The sequence below is a fragment of the Myxococcus xanthus genome, assembly GCF_006402735.1.
Taxonomy (GTDB): domain Bacteria; phylum Myxococcota; class Myxococcia; order Myxococcales; family Myxococcaceae; genus Myxococcus; species Myxococcus xanthus_A.
Genome location: NZ_CP017174.1, coordinates 760910 through 776441, shown reverse-complemented (window position 1 = coordinate 776441; position 15532 = coordinate 760910). Strand labels below are relative to the sequence as shown.

General features: G+C 70.2%; 13 protein-coding genes. 7 read left to right on the top strand and 6 right to left on the bottom strand.

The genetic code is table 11. The annotated features are described in order from the left end of the window. Window positions 1-87 precede the first annotated feature (87 nt). Both BHS09_RS03385 and BHS09_RS03380 read left to right on the top strand, forming a co-directional pair. Entirely contained in the window at window positions 88-1809 is a 1722-nt protein-coding gene (locus BHS09_RS03385; protein WP_237080172.1) for an amidohydrolase, read from the top strand. Window positions 1810-1995: 186 nt separating this feature from the next. Continuing rightward, a complete protein-coding gene (locus BHS09_RS03380; protein WP_237078408.1) occupies window positions 1996-2544 on the top strand; it encodes a hypothetical protein in 549 nt (182 codons plus the stop codon). Window positions 2545-2583: 39 nt separating this feature from the next. Here BHS09_RS03380 and BHS09_RS03375 read toward each other — a convergent pair whose 3' ends face one another. Further along, window positions 2584-4593, bottom strand: coding sequence for a hypothetical protein (locus tag BHS09_RS03375; protein ID WP_140797144.1), 2010 nt, complete (start codon window positions 4591-4593; stop codon window positions 2584-2586). A 99-nt stretch (window positions 4594-4692) separates the two neighbouring features. On the opposite strand from BHS09_RS03375, the gene BHS09_RS03370 reads away from it, so the two are divergent. Further along, the gene (locus tag BHS09_RS03370) at window positions 4693-5937 is read left to right on the top strand and encodes a DUF6068 family protein (RefSeq protein ID WP_237080171.1); all 1245 of its coding nucleotides are present in this window, start codon (window positions 4693-4695) and stop codon (window positions 5935-5937) included. Between the two features lie 199 nt (window positions 5938-6136). Here BHS09_RS03370 and BHS09_RS03365 read toward each other — a convergent pair whose 3' ends face one another. From BHS09_RS03365 to BHS09_RS03355, 3 genes are all read right to left on the bottom strand, one after another. Then, complete coding sequence (locus tag BHS09_RS03365) at window positions 6137-6574, bottom strand: organic hydroperoxide resistance protein (RefSeq protein WP_140787159.1); 438 nt, start codon at window positions 6572-6574, stop codon at window positions 6137-6139. Window positions 6575-6591: 17 nt separating this feature from the next. Next, entirely contained in the window at window positions 6592-7047 is a 456-nt protein-coding gene (locus BHS09_RS03360) for a MarR family winged helix-turn-helix transcriptional regulator (RefSeq protein WP_171452291.1), read from the bottom strand. A gap of 107 nt (window positions 7048-7154) precedes the next feature. Continuing rightward, the gene (locus tag BHS09_RS03355) at window positions 7155-8783 is read right to left on the bottom strand and encodes a S8 family serine peptidase (protein ID WP_140797142.1); all 1629 of its coding nucleotides are present in this window, start codon (window positions 8781-8783) and stop codon (window positions 7155-7157) included. Window positions 8784-8969: 186 nt separating this feature from the next. On the opposite strand from BHS09_RS03355, the gene BHS09_RS03345 reads away from it, so the two are divergent. Then, complete coding sequence (locus BHS09_RS03345) at window positions 8970-9755, top strand: HipA family kinase (protein ID WP_140797140.1); 786 nt, start codon at window positions 8970-8972, stop codon at window positions 9753-9755. Beyond that, entirely contained in the window at window positions 9733-10149 is a 417-nt protein-coding gene (locus BHS09_RS03340) for a DUF3037 domain-containing protein (protein ID WP_140797139.1), read from the top strand. The genes BHS09_RS03345 and BHS09_RS03340 overlap by 23 nt, the downstream gene beginning before the upstream one ends. Here the strand turns inward: BHS09_RS03340 and BHS09_RS03335 are convergent. Further along, entirely contained in the window at window positions 10124-10678 is a 555-nt protein-coding gene (locus BHS09_RS03335) for a hypothetical protein (RefSeq protein ID WP_140797138.1), read from the bottom strand. The genes BHS09_RS03340 and BHS09_RS03335 overlap by 26 nt on opposite strands. A gap of 210 nt (window positions 10679-10888) precedes the next feature. Between BHS09_RS03335 and BHS09_RS03330 the strand changes: the two genes are divergently transcribed. Beyond that, entirely contained in the window at window positions 10889-11881 is a 993-nt protein-coding gene (locus BHS09_RS03330; RefSeq protein WP_140797137.1) for an endonuclease/exonuclease/phosphatase family protein, read from the top strand. A gap of 10 nt (window positions 11882-11891) precedes the next feature. On the opposite strand, the gene BHS09_RS03325 is transcribed toward BHS09_RS03330, so the two are convergent. Then, window positions 11892-12683 carry a J domain-containing protein gene (locus BHS09_RS03325; RefSeq protein ID WP_140797136.1) on the bottom strand — a complete coding sequence of 264 codons (792 nt, stop codon included), beginning with the start codon at window positions 12681-12683 and terminating at the stop codon, window positions 11892-11894. 187 nt (window positions 12684-12870) lie between these two features. Between BHS09_RS03325 and BHS09_RS03320 the strand changes: the two genes are divergently transcribed. Beyond that, window positions 12871-15480, top strand: coding sequence for a M1 family aminopeptidase (locus tag BHS09_RS03320; RefSeq protein WP_174260486.1), 2610 nt, complete (start codon window positions 12871-12873; stop codon window positions 15478-15480). Window positions 15481-15532 lie beyond the last annotated feature (52 nt).

The window sequence follows — 15532 nt, the reverse complement described above, 5'->3', positions numbered from 1 at the left end:
CAGTGCTTGGCCTCCTCCTCTGGGTGCGCCAGAGTGTCGCGCCGGACGCGCCAGGAATTGGCGCGGGCTCCCAGACAGGTGCCAGACATGAGCTTGCGACGACTCAGTGGTGGATTGCTCGGAGCGGTACTCCTTCTGACAAGCCTTTCGGGCTGCGCCCGGCGCGTGGCGCCCGTGGACGACAACCCGGGCCCCGTGCCGGAGCCCACCGCGACCACCACGGTGTACGTGGCCCAGCGCATCCGGACGCTGGACCCGGCGAAGCCCCAGGTGCAGGCGCTCGCGGTGAAGGATGGCAAGGTGCTGGCCACCGGCACGAAGGACGAGGTGCTCGCCGCCGCGGGGAAGGACGCGCGCGTGGTGGACCTGGGCAACGCCACGGTCGTGCCGGGCCTCACCGACGCGCACGGGCACCTGGCGGGCCTGGGCCGCGGCCTGGTGACGGTGGACCTGCAGGGCGTGGACACCAAGGAGGAGGCCCTGGAGCGGCTCGCCTCGGCGCCCTCCTCCGCGTTCCAGGGTGAGTGGCTGCTGGGCCGCGGCTGGGACCAGAACGACTGGCCGGAGAAGACCTTCCCGTCGCGCGCCGACCTGGACAAGCGCTTTCCCTTGCGTCCGGTGGCGCTGAGCCGAGTGGACGGCCACGCGCTGTGGGTCAATGGCGAGGCGCTGCGGCGCGCCGGCATCACCCGTGACACGAAGGACCCGGCGGGCGGGCGCATCCTCCGGGGCGAGGGCGGAGAGCCCACCGGCATCCTGGTGGACAACGCCATGGAGCTGGTGGAGTCCGTGCTGCCGCCCGCCACGGACGCGCAGCACGCGGCGCAGTTGACCGCGGCGCTCCAGCGCGGCGCGCAAGTGGGTCTCACCGGTGTCCACGACGCGGGCATGGACCTGCGCACCTTCCGCCTGCTCCAGCGCTGGGACAAGGAAGGCAAGCTGCCGCTGCGCGTCTACGCCATGGCGGATGGCCAGACGGGCGACCGGGAGACGTACCTGAAGGACGGCCCCTATGAGGGGCGCATGCTCACGATGCGCGCGGTGAAGCTCACCCTGGATGGCGCGCTGGGCAGCCGGGGCGCGGCGCTGCACCAGGACTACAGCGACGAGCCCGGCCACCGTGGCCTGCTGCTGCTGTCCCCCGCGGAGTACGAAGCGCGCGTGCGCGCCTTCATGGCGAAGGGCTTCCAGGTGTGCACGCATGCGATTGGAGACCGGGCCAACACGGTGGTGCTGGACGTGCTCGCGCGCGCGGCCGAGGCCACCGGCACGCTCCAGTCCGGCCGGCACCGCGTGGAGCACGCGCAAATCATGCGCCCCGAGGACATTGAACGGCTGGGCAGGAGCGGCTTCATCGCCAGCGTGCAGCCCACGCACGCCACCAGCGACATGCCGTGGGCGGAGGCCCGCGTGGGAGCGGAGCGCATCCGCGGGGCCTACGCGTGGCAGCGGCTGAAGGCGTCCGGCGCGGTGCTGGCGTTGGGCAGCGACTTCCCCGTGGAGCGGCCCAACGTGCTGGCGGGCCTGTACGCGGCGCGCACGCGTCAGGACGTCCGGGGCCTGCCGGACGGCGGCTGGTACGGGGAGCAGCGGCTGAGCGGGCAGGAGGCGCTGGAGGGCTTCACCGTGGGCGCGGCGCACGCGTCCTTCGCCGAAGCCCGGCGCGGCCGGCTCCAGCCCGGCATGGACGCGGACTTCGTGGCACTGTCGGTGGACCCGGTGGACGGGCCCGTCACCACGCTGCCCGGCGCCGAGGTGCGGCTGACGGTGGTGGCCGGCGTGGAGGTCTACCGCGCCTTCCAGCGCTGAGCGCTCAGGACAGGCGGGGAATCCAGGGCGCAACGTGGCTGTCGCGGGGAATTGGCGCGTACCGCTATTTCCGCCGTGTCGTGGAGTGCTCTAGCATACGACTTTGCCGCAACCCTCCTGTGAGCCAAGGCCGGCTCACAGGTTGGAGCGGGGGGTATCGCAAGCGTGACAGCCTCATTGTCCGGAGTGAATTACAAGGGCTTCACCGTCCAGAACCTGCTGGCCTACGTGCACGAGCGCTTCGGCGAGGACACCGCGCGTACGGCCGTGGAGTCGCTGCTTCCCGAGCTGCAACCCCACGCGGACCCGCGCACGACGCTGGCGGTGGGCTGGGTGCCGGTGGAGACGTACTTCGGCATCATCCAGCACGTGGTGGACCGGCACTTCGACGGGAAGCCGGAGGGGGCCCACACGGTGGGCTACGAAGTCACCCTGCGAGACATCCACTCCATCTTCAAGATGGTGCTGCGCTTCACCACGCCCAACATGGTGCTGGGGATGGCGCGGCGCATGTGGCGCTCCTACTGCGACCAGGGGGAGCTGCTGCACCAGGAGGAGAACGGCACGGGCATGCTGCTGCTGCGCCAGTTCACCTACCAGACGCCGGTGGCCCTCCATGAGATGGCGGGAGGCTTCAAGGCGTACCTGGAATGCTCCAGCGCCAAGAATCCGCGCGTGGAAATCGTCGCGCCGGACAAGGACGGGACGCTGCGCTGGCGCATCCTCTCCGGGTAGCGAAGGCTGCCCGGTGCGGTCCGGGCAGCCCACCGCGGGTTACAGGTCCACCGTGTAGCTGAGCGCCTGGATGCGGCGGTTCAGCGCCTTCTGCGCCTCCTGCCGCTGCTTGGCCAGTTGCTCCAACTCGCGGGCGATGGCCTCCAGGCGGTCCTCCTGCTCGTTGAGCTTGGACACGAAGCGGTCCGCCAGCTCACGCTGCGACGCCCCGCTCTTCAGCGATTCGATGTTGGAGCGGATGCGCTCCTGGTCCCGGAAGAGCTGGTTGCGCTCCTCCTGCAGGCGCTGCTCGTCCTTCGCCAGCGAATCCACCTGCTCGCGCTGCGCGACGACCTCCTTCAGCGCGCCCGCCATCTTCTCGTCGACGAAGCGCTGCGACACGAAGTAGGAGACCTGGTCCAGCCCCATGCTGGAGATGAGGTACTGGCGCTGCCCCCGTGTGCGCTCGGTGACGGTGAGCGAGTCCTGCGCCCCCGCGGCCAGCTCCCGCTTGAAGCGCCAGAAGCCGTCCGTCGTCTCCGCGGGCTCCGGAGCATCCTTGGCCAGCTCCCAGCCCTGGCGCGGGTGCTCCACGAACAGCACCTGCGCCCGCTGCCCCTTGTTGCGCGACACGTACGTCGTACGCCGCACGTGGAAGTACTCCGCCACCAGCATCCCGGAGTTCACCGCCACCCGGAACACCGGCCCGTCCTCCGTGCGGTCTTCAATCGACACCACGCAGCCCAGCTCCACCGCGTAGGGCACGAAGCGCCGGTCATTCGGCTTCATCGTGTCGAGCATCGCCTCGCCCACGTAGCGCTCGTCCTCCGACACCGTCACCGGGCCGCCTTCCAGCGTGAGCCCCGTGGTGTTCTTCAGCTCGATGCACGCCATGGGGTTCTTCTCACGCGTGGCCCGGTTGTAGAGGAGCACCCGCTTGCCCTCGAAGGGCTTGTGCAGGATGGGCACCAGCGCGCTCTGGTTGCGGTGCACCGTCACCGGCCGGTCCACGCCGTACTCGAAGAGGTCCCCCACCTCCTTCGTGAGCGTCGTCACCGCGGCGCTCTTCTCCATGGCCTCGCGCCGGCTCGGGCCTCCACGGCCAGGGCCGCCCACCGACATGGCCTTCTCCGCCCGGGAACGGCGCGGCGCGGCCATGGGGGCCGCGGCGGGCATGTCGGACATCATCGGCGCGGCCATCTCCTGCTCCATCATCATGTCCCCGGCGCTGCCGAAGCTCTCCTCAGGAATCACCGGCGCGGCGGCGGCCTCCGTCTGCACCTCCACCACCGGCCGCTTCATGTACCGGGGGTTGTAGAGGTCATGCACGAAGGACACCGGCAGCCCGGCGATGAGCGACAGCTTCACGTCCACCCAGTCCTCGTCCCCGGTGTTGTCCACCAGCGCCCAGCCCTGGAGCAGCGGCGGCTCGCCCTCATCCAGGAGGATGCGGTAGCTCGTCTTCCACACCGGTGACTCCACCACGTAGCTGACGAACAGCTCGCGCTCGCCCTGGCCCGAGGTGAGGATGGCCATCCGCTTGGAGTCCTTCTTGTACGAGGACAGCACCGTGGCCAGGTAGAACTCCAAATCCTTGCGCACCGCCTCGTCCAGGAACTCCAGCTCGGCCACGTCCAGGATGTCGAAGGTCCGCAGCGAGGCGCCCACCAGCAGCGACAGGAACGGGCGCATCAGGCTCGTCTCGCCGGCCGCCACCGCCAGCGAGTCCAGGCCGATGATGGAGCCCTCCACCTGCGCGCCGCCCACGCGCACCCGCACGCGCGCGCCCTTGATCTGCCCCAGCAGCGCCATGAGGCTGCCGTCCTCCGGGATGCGGATGGTGGCCTCCGCGAGGAGCTGCTCCAGCGGCTTCGTGGAGTCGTAGCTCACCGCCGACACCGAGCCGCCCGACAAGTCCAACACCGTCAGCGACTTCAGCACGTCGTTCATGTCGCGCGCCTTGAAGTCCAGGTGGAGCATGTCGCTGCCACTCACCTTTCCCCGGCGCTCGAAGTAGCCGACGCCATGCTTATAGAGAACGACACGACGAATGCGCAGGTTCGTGGTCATGGGACGCGGAACTCCAGAAAGTTGAGGGCGGGCCAACGCCCCGGTGTATCAAGGTCCGACAGGGGTGACGCAATGCCCCTCACCGCCGAGGTTGCCCGAATGCCAAAGCCTATCGCCTCCTCCCTGTCCCGCCCCGCGATGCTGTGCGCGGCCCTGGCCCTTGGCACGAGTTGCAAGAGCGTGGAGCCCCACACCACGCCCTCCGACGGCACCACCGCCCCGCCGGAAGTTTCCACCCAGGAGACCGTGACGGAGGCGGAGGCGGAGACGGAGACGGAGACGGAGACGGAGACGCCAACGCGGCGCGGCAACTCGCCCTGGCTGCGGGCTCGCGTGGGCGACCGCGTGGCGTATTCCTTCTCCGCCAACCGCAAGGCCATGGGCCGGCAGCAGCCCGGCACCGTGCCCGAGGCCGCGGTAGCCGGCGTGGTGACGTTGGAGGTCGTCGCCGTGGAGCTGCCCTGGGTCTGGGTGACGCTCTACTTCACCGAGGATGGCGGCGCGCCGTCGCGGCAGCCGATGCTGGCGCGGCCGCTGGTGGTGCCCATGCGAGCGGATGAGTCGCGTGCGCTGGAGGTCCCCCGCGAGGGCAAGCAGAGCACCGAGCAGCTCACCGCCGCGGGCCGCCAGTGGGAGGCGAAGCGGTACCTCAATGACAAGCGGGCATTCGACGGCCCCCTGGAGAACCGCCTCTACGCGACGACGCCGGGCCTGCTGTACCTCACCAATGGCCTGCTCGACGCGAGCATCACGCTGTCGGGCTTCGGCATGGGCGGCGGCTCACAGCTCACCCTGGTGGAGGCGCGCCAGGGACAGGAAGGTGGCACCGGCCTGCCTCCAGCGCTCGCCCGCCCTTGGGGCCCAGGCACCTGGTTCGACATGCGGATGGAGACGGAAGGCACCACGTCCGTGCTGCGCACCTGCCAGGCCGCGGAGCGAGGCTTCATCCTGCGTCAGCAGGCGACGCCGCCCATTTCGGGAGCGGCGTGCCCGGACTTCGCCCAGGCGGAAGCCGTGCCACTGGAGGAGGCGGTGCTCGCGCGCATCTGGGAGTCACTGGACGCACGGCAATGGCCCCCTGCCCCCGAGGGCCTCGCCGCACCAGCGAAGCGCGAGACGCTGACGGTGGGCACGCACCGGGTGCCGGCGCTCCAGTTCGAGACCGCGCAGCCCCAGGCGAACAACGTCCGCGTCCAGGCCTACGCCGCCGACCCCTGGGAGGATGCGCTGGCGGGGCTGGCCCACGAGGCCCGCTTCCAGCCACTGCTTGACCGCATCACGCCCAACGGTGGAGGCACGCAGCTCACGGACTGGGGCGTGTGGGTGCCGGGCGTCACACCGTAGGCGCCTTGTGTCCAGGCACGCGCGCACTCGTCGAACAGCGCGCGCGTGCTCAGGCTTCCTTTCGCGCCGGTCGATGACATGGCCCACCCGGTCGCGATGAGGGCCATCGATGCACGCGGCGCGAAAGCAGGCAGCGAGGAATCCGCCATCGCGCACGATACCAACGCCTGAGTGGCCCTCCTGAGCACTCCACGTGCAACTAGCCAGCGACGGAGACCTTCACGTCGATGTTGCCGCGCGTGGCCTTCGAGTACGGGCACACCTCGTGAGCCGCCGCCATCAGCTTCTGGGCCTCGTCATTGGGGATTCCCGGCAGGATTCCCTGGAGCTCCACCGCGAGCCCAAAGCCGCCGTCCGGCGTCTTGCCGATGGTGACGGTGGCGCGCACGCCCGCGTCGTTGCCCAGGTTCTTCCCCTGCATGCGCGCCACCAGCCGCAGCGCGCTCTCGAAGCAGGCGGAGTAGCCCGCCGCGAAGAGTTGCTCCGGGTTGGTGACGGCGCCGCCCGCGCCACCCAGCTCCTTGGGCATGGCCAGGGGCAGGTCCAGGACGCCGTCCTCCGACTTCACGCGGCCGTTGCGGCCACCGTGGGTGGTGGCGGAGGTGCTGTACAGCGGGCTGATAGCGACGGGAGCCATGGTGTTCTCCTTGAGCGTTACTTCGCGGAATCAACGTGGGACTGCGAAAGCACTTCGAAAAGACGCTGGACGTCGCGGCGCAGGCGGGTTGCTTCCTCCAGCGTCAGCCCCAACTTGCAGGCCATCGCTTCGGGAATGGACGTAGCCTTGCGGCGCAGGGCCCGCCCTTCGGATGTCAGGTAGATGCGCACCGAGCGCGCGTCCTCCGCGCTCCGCTCCCGCCGGACCAGGCCCTGGGACTCCATCCGCTTGAGCAGCGGCGTGAGCGTCCCCGAGTCCAGGTACAGCCGCTCCCCCATCCCCTTCACCGTCTCCCCGTCCGTCTCCCACAGCACCAGCAACACCAGGTACTGCGGGTACGTCAGGCCCAGCCGTGACAGCAGCGGCGCATACGCCTGCGTCATCGCCCGGGCCGCCGCGTAGAGCGGGAAGCAGATCTGCCGGTCCAGGCTGAGCGGGTCATCCATCGACATGGAAGATAAGTAGGGCGCAATTAAATTGTGCGCAATCAAATCGGACACGAAAAAGCTCCCGGCGCCTGGGCACCGGGAGCTCTTCACTGCGTCATCTCAGGACCGGCTCAGCGCCCGGCGACCGTGGTGTCGTCCTCGAGCGTGGCCTTGGCGGCGGCGACGGCGGCCGCGATGTCCAGCTTGCCGCTGGTGCTCACCTTGCCCTTGAGGTCGGAGTCCACCTCCACCGTCTGGACCAGCAGGTCACGCACCTGCGCGGCCGTCAGGTTGGGGTTTTCGGCGAACATCAGCGCCGCGGCGCCCGCCACCGTCGGGGTGGCCATGGAGGTGCCGCTCATCTCCTCCCAGCCGCCGCCCGGGACGGTGCTCAGCACGTCCTCGCCCACCGCGGCCAGCTCCACGACCTTGTCCCCGTAGGAGGAGAAGTCCGCGAGCTTGTCGTTCTTCTTGTCCATGGACGCCACGGTGATGACGTTGGGCAGGTCGATGTTGGCGGGCATGTCCGCCACGTCGTTCAGGTTGCTGCCGTAGCCGTTCGCCGTGGCCGCGACCAGGAGGATGTCCGCGTCAGCCAGCTTCTGCACCGCGTCCGTCCAGCGCTTCACGGAGGCCGCGTCACGGTACTCGTTGCCGAAGCTCGCGTTGACGGCGCGGATGTTCACGCCGTGCTCGGTCTTCATCTTCACCATGTAGTCGACGCCGCGCTCGAAGTTCGTGAGCAGGTCCGCGCCGTTGTACAGGCCACCCAGGCTCATGATCTTCGCCTTGCCCGCGGCGACGCCGGTGTTGCCCTCGCCGTTGTCCTCTGCGGCGATGATGCCGGCCACGTGCGTGCCGTGGTCCGTGCCGCTGCCGCGCATCACGTCGCCGCTGTTGTAGCCGACGTTGTAGCCGTAGATGTCGTCCTTGACGCCGTTGCCGTCGTTGTCGATGCCGTCACCCGCGACTTCATTCGGGTTGACCCACATCGCGTCATCCAGGTCGGAGTGCTTGAAGTCCACGCCGCCGTCGAACACGGCGATGACCGGCGGGCCGGAGAGCTGGGGCTTCGGCTCCTCGATGGGGCCCGTGCCCGTCGTCTGACCAGCGGCGTCCAGGCTCCAGCTCTTCAGGGTGCCGGTGTCGCGGCGTGCCTTGTCCTCGACGGAGAGCGTCCAGGTGCCCTTGGTGGACTCGCCCTTGAAGGCGGCCAGGTCGAAGCTGCCCTTGATGTTGTCCGCACTGCCGCCCTGGCGGTTGTGGAGGGTCTCCGTCTTGCCGGAGGGGCTGGTCAGCTTGACGACCAGGTCACCCTTGAAGGTGTGCGCCAGGTCCAGGTTCAGCTTCAGCGAGTCCAGCTTCACGTCCTGGTCGAAGGACACGGTGGACGTCGTCGTCTGGAGGTCGTTCACCTTCGCGTTGGGCGTGGCGGACGCCGCCAGCGTGACGGGCGCGCGGGCCGCGCTCGCCGCGAAGGGACGGACGGCGACGTGGCCGGAGCCGAAGGTGAAGGCCGAGGCCGGCAGCGCCGACGGGGTGCCCTGGGGCAGGCCCGTGGGGCGGTCCACGAAGTTGCCCTTCGGGCGGTCCACGAAGTTGGAGCCCCGCGCGCCACCCGTGGGCGCCGAGTCGAAGCCGTCCTTCGCCGTCTGGACCGGCGCCTTCTCCACGGGCCTGGCCGCAGCGGCCGGCTTGGCCGTGTCACCAGCGCGGGTGGACTGCGACACGGGCGACTTCGGCTTGCGAGAGATTTCCATGGTGGGGGTGCTCCGTGGGGGGCAGAAAAAACGCCGATAAATGATTGTCGCATTGTGTCGGACAAAGTTTCCGGCGATCAGCCCGAGGCGGCGTCAGCGCCTCCCACCCCCGGCCGACATGCTACATGCCGCGGCGCGGCCCGGCGCCCCAGGGACGACGCCAGGAGAGAGGACGGGAGGTCAGGAATGCCAAGGACGGTCACCGCCACGCGCTACGTGACGCCACTGCGGGAGGGCGGCTCGCTGCCGGCCATCATCGAGGCGGACGACGCGGGGCTCTACGTCGTGAAGTTCCGGGGTGCCGGACAGGGCGCCAAGGCGCTCGTCGCCGAGCTCATCGCCGGGGAGCTGGCCCGGGAGCTGGGCCTGCGGGTGCCGGAGCTCGTGCTGGTGGAGTTGGACCCGGCCCTGGGACGCAACGAGCCGGACTCCGAGATTCGCGAGCTGCTCAAGGCCAGCGCGGGACTCAACCTGGCGCTGGACTACCTTCCGGCGTCGGTGACGTTCGACCCGGTGGCGGACCCCGCGCCCACCGCGGCGGAGGCGTCCGGCATCGTCGCCTTCGACGCGTACATCACCAACGTGGACCGTACCCCACGCAACCCCAACATGCTGACCTGGCACCGGAACCTGTGGCTCATCGACCACGGGGCCTCGCTGTACTTCCACCATTCGTGGGACGACTGGGAGGCGCGCAGCCAGGGCCGCTTCGCGCCCATCAAGGACCACGTGCTGCTGCCGTGGGCCACGGCGCTGACGGAGGCCGGCAAGCACCTGGGCGCGCGCATCACCCGGGAGGTGGTGGAGCGAATCGTCGGGGCCATTCCGGAGGCGTGGCTCACGAGCACCGAGTCCCCCTTCCCCACCGCCGAGGCGCACCGAGCCGCCTACGCCACCTGGCTGCTGCGCCGGCTGGAAGCCGTGCCCGCGTTCATCGAGGAGGCGGACCGTGCCCGCGCCCAGCTCGTTTGATTACGCCATCATCCGCGTCGTCCCGCGCGTGGAGCGCGAGGAGTTCATCAACGCGGGCGTCGTCCTCTTCTGCGCCACCCAGCGCTTCCTGGGCGTGCGCGTGGAGCCGGATGATGCGCGGCTGAAGGCGCTGTGGCCCGAGGTGGACGTGGACCTGGTGCGAGGCCACCTGGAGAGCTTCCGCCGCGTGTGCGAGGGCGGGAAGGGCTCGGGGCCCATTGGCCAGCTGTCCCAGAAGGAGCGCTGGCACTGGGTGGTGGCACCGCGCAGCACCATCATCCAGACGGGGCCGGTGCACTCTGGCCTGTGCAACGAGCCCCAGGCGGCGCTGGAGCACCTGCTGGACACCGTGGTGCGGATGAAGCGAGCTACTCCGTCACCCGGCGGCCGGTGAAGCGGACGGCGGAGGCGCAGCCGGAGGCTATCGTGGAGCCCCTGACGGGGTCCCGCTCGACGTGCTCGTTGCGGACCCAGACGGTGCCCTGGATGGCGTCATCCAGGTCCTTGTTGTTGATGGCGATGCGGAAGGCGTGCTCGTTGCCCAGCGCGGACAGCTTGTGCTCCTCATCCAGGCGCGTCTGGATGTGGATGAACTGGTAGCCGCCGTCCGCGCCCACCGAGCCCATGAGGACGTCCGGCTCGCCGTCGCCGTTGATGACATAGGCGTTGTTCGGCGTCTGGAAGTCGATGTCGGGGACCTCGAGGTACATCGAGTCCAACTCCCCGCGGCGAATCGTCCAGCGCTGCTGCGCGTCCAGGCCGACCGCGGGGCCCTGGGCGGGTTGGACGAACTCGGAGCACTCCGTGGGCACGTTGGCCAGCGTCTCCGCATCCAGCGTCACGTCATACACGTAGGTGTCATCGCCGCCGCAGGCCAGCAGCCCCATCGCGGCGGTCAGCAGTCCCCTTGTCGTTCCGCGCATGCGCATTGCCTCTCACTGGAGAAAGACGGGTTGGGACCGGGATGAGACCACATCCTCGCCCTGAGCAGGCCCTCTCTCGCATCCTCGCCGTCAAAGCGACCGGGCAGGCAGGCCCATGGAGTGTCAGGCGCCTGACGCCGTCTCAAGCCGGAGCGCCTGGCGGTTAGTAGTTTCCTCCCGAGGCCCACCGGAGGGGCCAGCGCGCTGCCCATGAGCCCATCCCCGCTGCGAATCGTCACCTACAACGTCCGCTACTTCGGCCACATGCTCCGCGGCCTGGCGAGCACCGTGGGCCCCAAGCGGCGCGTCGCCGCGGCGTTGGCGTCGCTGGACCCGCTGCCGGATGTCGTCTGCCTGCAGGAGGTGGAGACGTCCTCGCTGCGCAGCAACATCGTCGACCGGCCCAAGCAGCCGGGCGAAACGCAGCTCACCGCCTTCATGGGCCGGATGGTGGAGACGTTCGACAGGCTGGGCCGGGAGATGCCCTACGAGGCCTTCTATTTCCGCGCCCACCACTACAAACTCGGCGAGGTGTCCCTCTACACCACCGGGCTGGCGGTGCTGGTGAACACGCGCAAGCTGGAGGTGGCCACGCACAACGTGGGCGCGCCCCAGGCCATCACCCACCACCACGTCCAACGGCTCAAGGACCGGAAGCAGAGCCGCATCTGCGCGCACATGCGCCTGCTGCGCCGCGAGGACAGGCACCCCTTCCACATCTTCAACACCCACCTCAGCCTGCCCACGCCCTTCGCGCGTGAGTTCTGGGCCACGCGCGACAAGATGGGCTGCGGCGTCAACCAACTCCACGAGGCCCGCAAGCTGACGGAGTTCATGCAAGGGCTCACCGGTGACGAGCCCTACATCGTGTGCGGCGACTTCAACTCACCGCCCGCGTCGCCCGTGTACCGCTACCTCACCACCGACGGCCGGCTCACCTGCGCGCAGGCCGCCGTGGGACAGATTGACCCGAACGTGTCGCGCGGCTTCCCCACCGCCGGCTTCATGCACGTGCGGATGCACCTGGACCACGTGTTCTCCGGCACGGGCGTGCGCTGGCTCGACACGCAGGAGACGTCGCCTTTCGGGGACCTCCGCAGCCGCTTCCACGGGCTGTCCGACCACATGCCCATCGTCGCGCGCTTCGCCCTGGAGAGCGGCAAGACGCTCATCACGCCTCCGCCGACGTCGCTGCTGCTGTAGCCACGCGGGCTCACGTCCCTCCGGACAGCGCTCGCGCCACCTCTTCCCACGCGTCCAGAATCTCCCGCGTGCGCAGCTCGGCGAGCGCGTGGAACTCCGGCGCCAGGTGGGCCACCTTGTCCGGGTGGTACTGCACCACCAGCGCCCGGAAGGCCTTGCGCGCCTCATCCAAGGGCGTCCCGGGCGCGATGCCCAGCACCGTCCACGGGTCCTTCCTCGGCGGCTCGGGCGGAGGCACGCGCGTGCCACGGGGCGGCGTGGCCTCATCGTCCCAGACGGTCCGCTCCCGCGTGCCCGTGGCGCGGGCGCTCGTGCCACCGCTCGCGGGCCGCCGGGGCGAGCGGGGCGCGGGCTCCGCGCGGCGACGTCCTGGCCGCTGGGCCGGGTCCGGCGGGGGCACGCGAGGGGTGAGCTTGCTCAGGGCTTCTTGCAGGAACCAGAGCTCCTCGAACGGCGTGCCCTGCTTGCGCACCACCGCCGCTGGACGGCCGTCCCGCAGCAGCAGGTAGCCCGTGGCCGCCGCGTAGGCGTCATCCCGGCTGCCGGGGTGGAGCCGGTCGCCCAGGTCTCCCAGCGGGTCTCTCCACATACCATCCGTGGTGCCCTCGTCGGCCACCAGCACCTGTGACAACACGGCGCCGTGGAGCCGCTCCAGTGTGGCGAAGGGCTCGCGCGTCTCCGGAGGACGCATGGCCGCGCCGTGCCGGACCCCTGTCACCAGCAACAACCCACGGGTCGAATCCACCCGGGCGAAGAGTTGCTCACGCACCTGTCTGTCGGAGAAGAAGAGGACCCACTGCACGGTGGTCAGAGACTACCCGGTCGACGCCGTTCCGCGTGTGTTCAGGTGAATGTCATGAACGCCCCAGTGGGGAGGAGCGCGACCCTGGCGTCATCTTCATGACTTCGTCGATACACGACGCTCATCGGCCCCCGGGTGCACTCCTCCTCGACGGTGACGCGGGCTTGCGGAAGAGTCCTGAGTGCCCATGCGCTGCTGCCACCGTCACGCCTCCGAGTCCATCCCCTCCGGCCCCCGCCCCTTCTCCCTTCCTGGCGCCACCGAGCACTATGCCGCCGAGCGGCCAGTTCGCGCCGAGCACGTCCGCATCGAGGTCGACCTCGATTTCGACACCCACCGCATCAACGGCCTGTGCACCACGCGCGTCTCCGCCGTCCGTCCCGTCCACACCGTCACCTTCGATGCGATGGACCTCGACGTGTCGGACGTCCAGGTCGACGGCCGCGCCGCGCGCTTCTCCAACTCCGGCGCTCATGTCCGCGTGGAGCTGTCAGCGCCGCTCGCCGCCGGACAGGCCCTCGAGGTGGCCATCCGCTACACGGCCCGGCCTCGCCGTGGCCTCTACTTCTGGGCTCCCGACGCCGCCTATCCCCACCGTCCGCGTCAGGCCTGGACACAGGGCCAGGACATCGACGCGCGTGCCTGGTTCCCCTGCCTGGACACGCCCGCCCAGAAGGCCACGTCCGAGGTCATCGCCACCTTCCCCGAGGCGATGACGTCCCTGTCCAACGGCACACTGGAAAGCGACCGCGTCCACGACGGGCGCCGCACCCAGCACTACCGGATGGCGCAGCCGCACGCGCCGTACCTCGTCACGCTCGTGGTGGGTGAATTTGAAGAGGCCACCGACACGGCTGGCACGGTGCCCCTGCGCTACCTCTTCCCCAAGGGCCGCAAGGAGGACGCACTGCGCTGCGTGCGCCGCACGCCGGAAATGGTGCGCGTCTTCCAGGAAGTCACTGGCGAGCCCTACCCCTGGAGCAGCTACGCCCAGGTCTTCGTCACCGAGTTCATCCTGGGCGGCATGGAGAACACCTCCGCCACCAGCCTCACCGACGCCGTCCTCCACGACGCGCGCGCCCAGCCGGACTACAACGCCGAGCCGCTCGTCTCGCACGAGCTGGCCCACCAGTGGTTCGGGGACCTGCTCACCTGCCGAGACTGGCCCCACGGCTGGCTCAACGAGGGCTTCGCCACCTGGTTCGAGATGCTCTGGAAGGAGCGCGCCGACGGGCAGGACGAGGCCGACCAGCACCGGCTCGTGGACCTGGAGGCCTACCTGGGCGAGGCGCGTGAGCGCTACGCCCGCCCCATTGTCGCGCGGCGCTTCCACGCGCCCATGGATGTCTTCGACCGGCACCTCTACGAGAAGGGCGGCCTGGTCCTCCACGAGCTGCGCCGCCGGCTGGGCGATGACCTGTTCTTCAAGGGCCTGCGTCACTACGTCGCGCGGCACCGCCACGGCTCCGTGGAGACGGTGGACCTGGCCCGCGCGTTCGAGGATGCCACGGGCCACAACCTGGACGCCTTCTTCGACCAGTACGTCTTCGCGCCCGGCCACCCCGAGCTGAAGGTCGACCTCCGCTACGACGCCGAGGAAGCGCGGCTGCGCCTCCAGGTGCGCCAGACGCAGTCCACGGCAGACGGCGTGCCCCTCTTCCGGCTGCCGCTGGACGTGGCGCTCACCGTGGACGGCCACGACACCGTCCACCGGCTGGAGGTGACGGACGCGGAGCACGCGTTCCACCTGCCCTGCCCCAGCGCGCCCTCGCAGGTGCGGGTGGACCCTCGGCGCGGGGTGCTCGGCACGCTGACGGTGGACAAGTCCGCGGGCCTTTGGATGGAGGAGCTGCGCGCCGCGCCGGAGATGCGCGCGCGCACCGAAGCCGCCGTGGCCCTGGGACGTGACGGCAGCCCCCGCGCCGTGGACGCGCTGGGCACGGCGCTAACGGACGCGCGCTTGTTCTGGGGCACTCGCGCCGCGTGCGCGAAGTCCCTGGGCCGCATCCGTACCCCCGAGGCCCGCGTGCGCCTGCTGGCCGCGCTGTCCACCGAACACCCCCGTGTGCGCCGCGCCGTGGTGGCTTCGCTGGGCGAGTTCCGCCGCGACGCGGAGGTGGCAGCGCGCCTGCGCGCCCTGGTGAACGGCGGTGACGCCAGCTACTTCGTGGAGGCGGAGGCCGCCCGCAGCTATGGCCGCGTGCGCGCGCCGGACGCGTTGGGCGTCCTGGAGGCCGCGAGCACCCGGCCCTCGTACCAGGACGTCATCGCCGTGGGCGCGGTGGATGGGCTCGCCGAGTCTCAGGACCCCGCCGCCTTCTCGGTGGTGCTGGCGCGCACCGCCTATGGCCACGCGGCTCCGCTGCGCCGCGCCGCCACGCTCGCGGTGGCGAAGCTGGCGGAGGTCGCGGGTCGCAAGCGCGAGGCCGTGGACCTGCTCGCGGAGCTGCTCCGCGACCCGCTCTTCCGCGTGCGCATGGGCGTCTTCGAGGCGGCGCGCACCCTGGGGGATTCACGCCTGTTGCCCGCGCTGGAGCAGACGCCACTGCTGGATGCCGTCGCCCGGCGCGCGGCGCGCGAGACGGTGCGCTTCCTGCGCGAAGGTGAACCGCAGGCCCGCGAGGTGGCATCGCTGCGCGAAGAGGTGGACCGCCTCAAGGAGGAGACGCGGGCCTTGCGCGAGCGGCTGGAAGGGCTCGCGCTGAAGCCCCCCGAACCGCCGCGTCCACCGCGCGGGGGCGCGAAGCCCGTTACACGCAAGGCGAGTGGCCGGACACGCAAGGCCACGCGTCGCTAGACAGGGGCCCGCCCGCTCGCCTGCCCGTCGAACCTGGCGTCCGCACGCCGAC

Coding starts and splice junctions, on each gene's coding strand:
- BHS09_RS03375 (WP_140797144.1), bottom strand. CDS start 4,593: ATGACCACGAACCTGCGCATTCGTCGTGTCGTTCTCTATAAGCATGGC.
- BHS09_RS03345 (WP_140797140.1), top strand. CDS start 8,970: ATGCCAAGGACGGTCACCGCCACGCGCTACGTGACGCCACTGCGGGAG.
- BHS09_RS03385 (WP_237080172.1), top strand. CDS start 88: ATGAGCTTGCGACGACTCAGTGGTGGATTGCTCGGAGCGGTACTCCTT.
- BHS09_RS03355 (WP_140797142.1), bottom strand. CDS start 8,783: ATGGAAATCTCTCGCAAGCCGAAGTCGCCCGTGTCGCAGTCCACCCGC.
- BHS09_RS03320 (WP_174260486.1), top strand. CDS start 12,871: ATGCGCTGCTGCCACCGTCACGCCTCCGAGTCCATCCCCTCCGGCCCC.
- BHS09_RS03335 (WP_140797138.1), bottom strand. CDS start 10,678: ATGCGCGGAACGACAAGGGGACTGCTGACCGCCGCGATGGGGCTGCTG.
- BHS09_RS03370 (WP_237080171.1), top strand. CDS start 4,693: ATGCCAAAGCCTATCGCCTCCTCCCTGTCCCGCCCCGCGATGCTGTGC.
- BHS09_RS03360 (WP_171452291.1), bottom strand. CDS start 7,047: ATGTCGATGGATGACCCGCTCAGCCTGGACCGGCAGATCTGCTTCCCG.
- BHS09_RS03365 (WP_140787159.1), bottom strand. CDS start 6,574: ATGGCTCCCGTCGCTATCAGCCCGCTGTACAGCACCTCCGCCACCACC.
- BHS09_RS03330 (WP_140797137.1), top strand. CDS start 10,889: ATGAGCCCATCCCCGCTGCGAATCGTCACCTACAACGTCCGCTACTTC.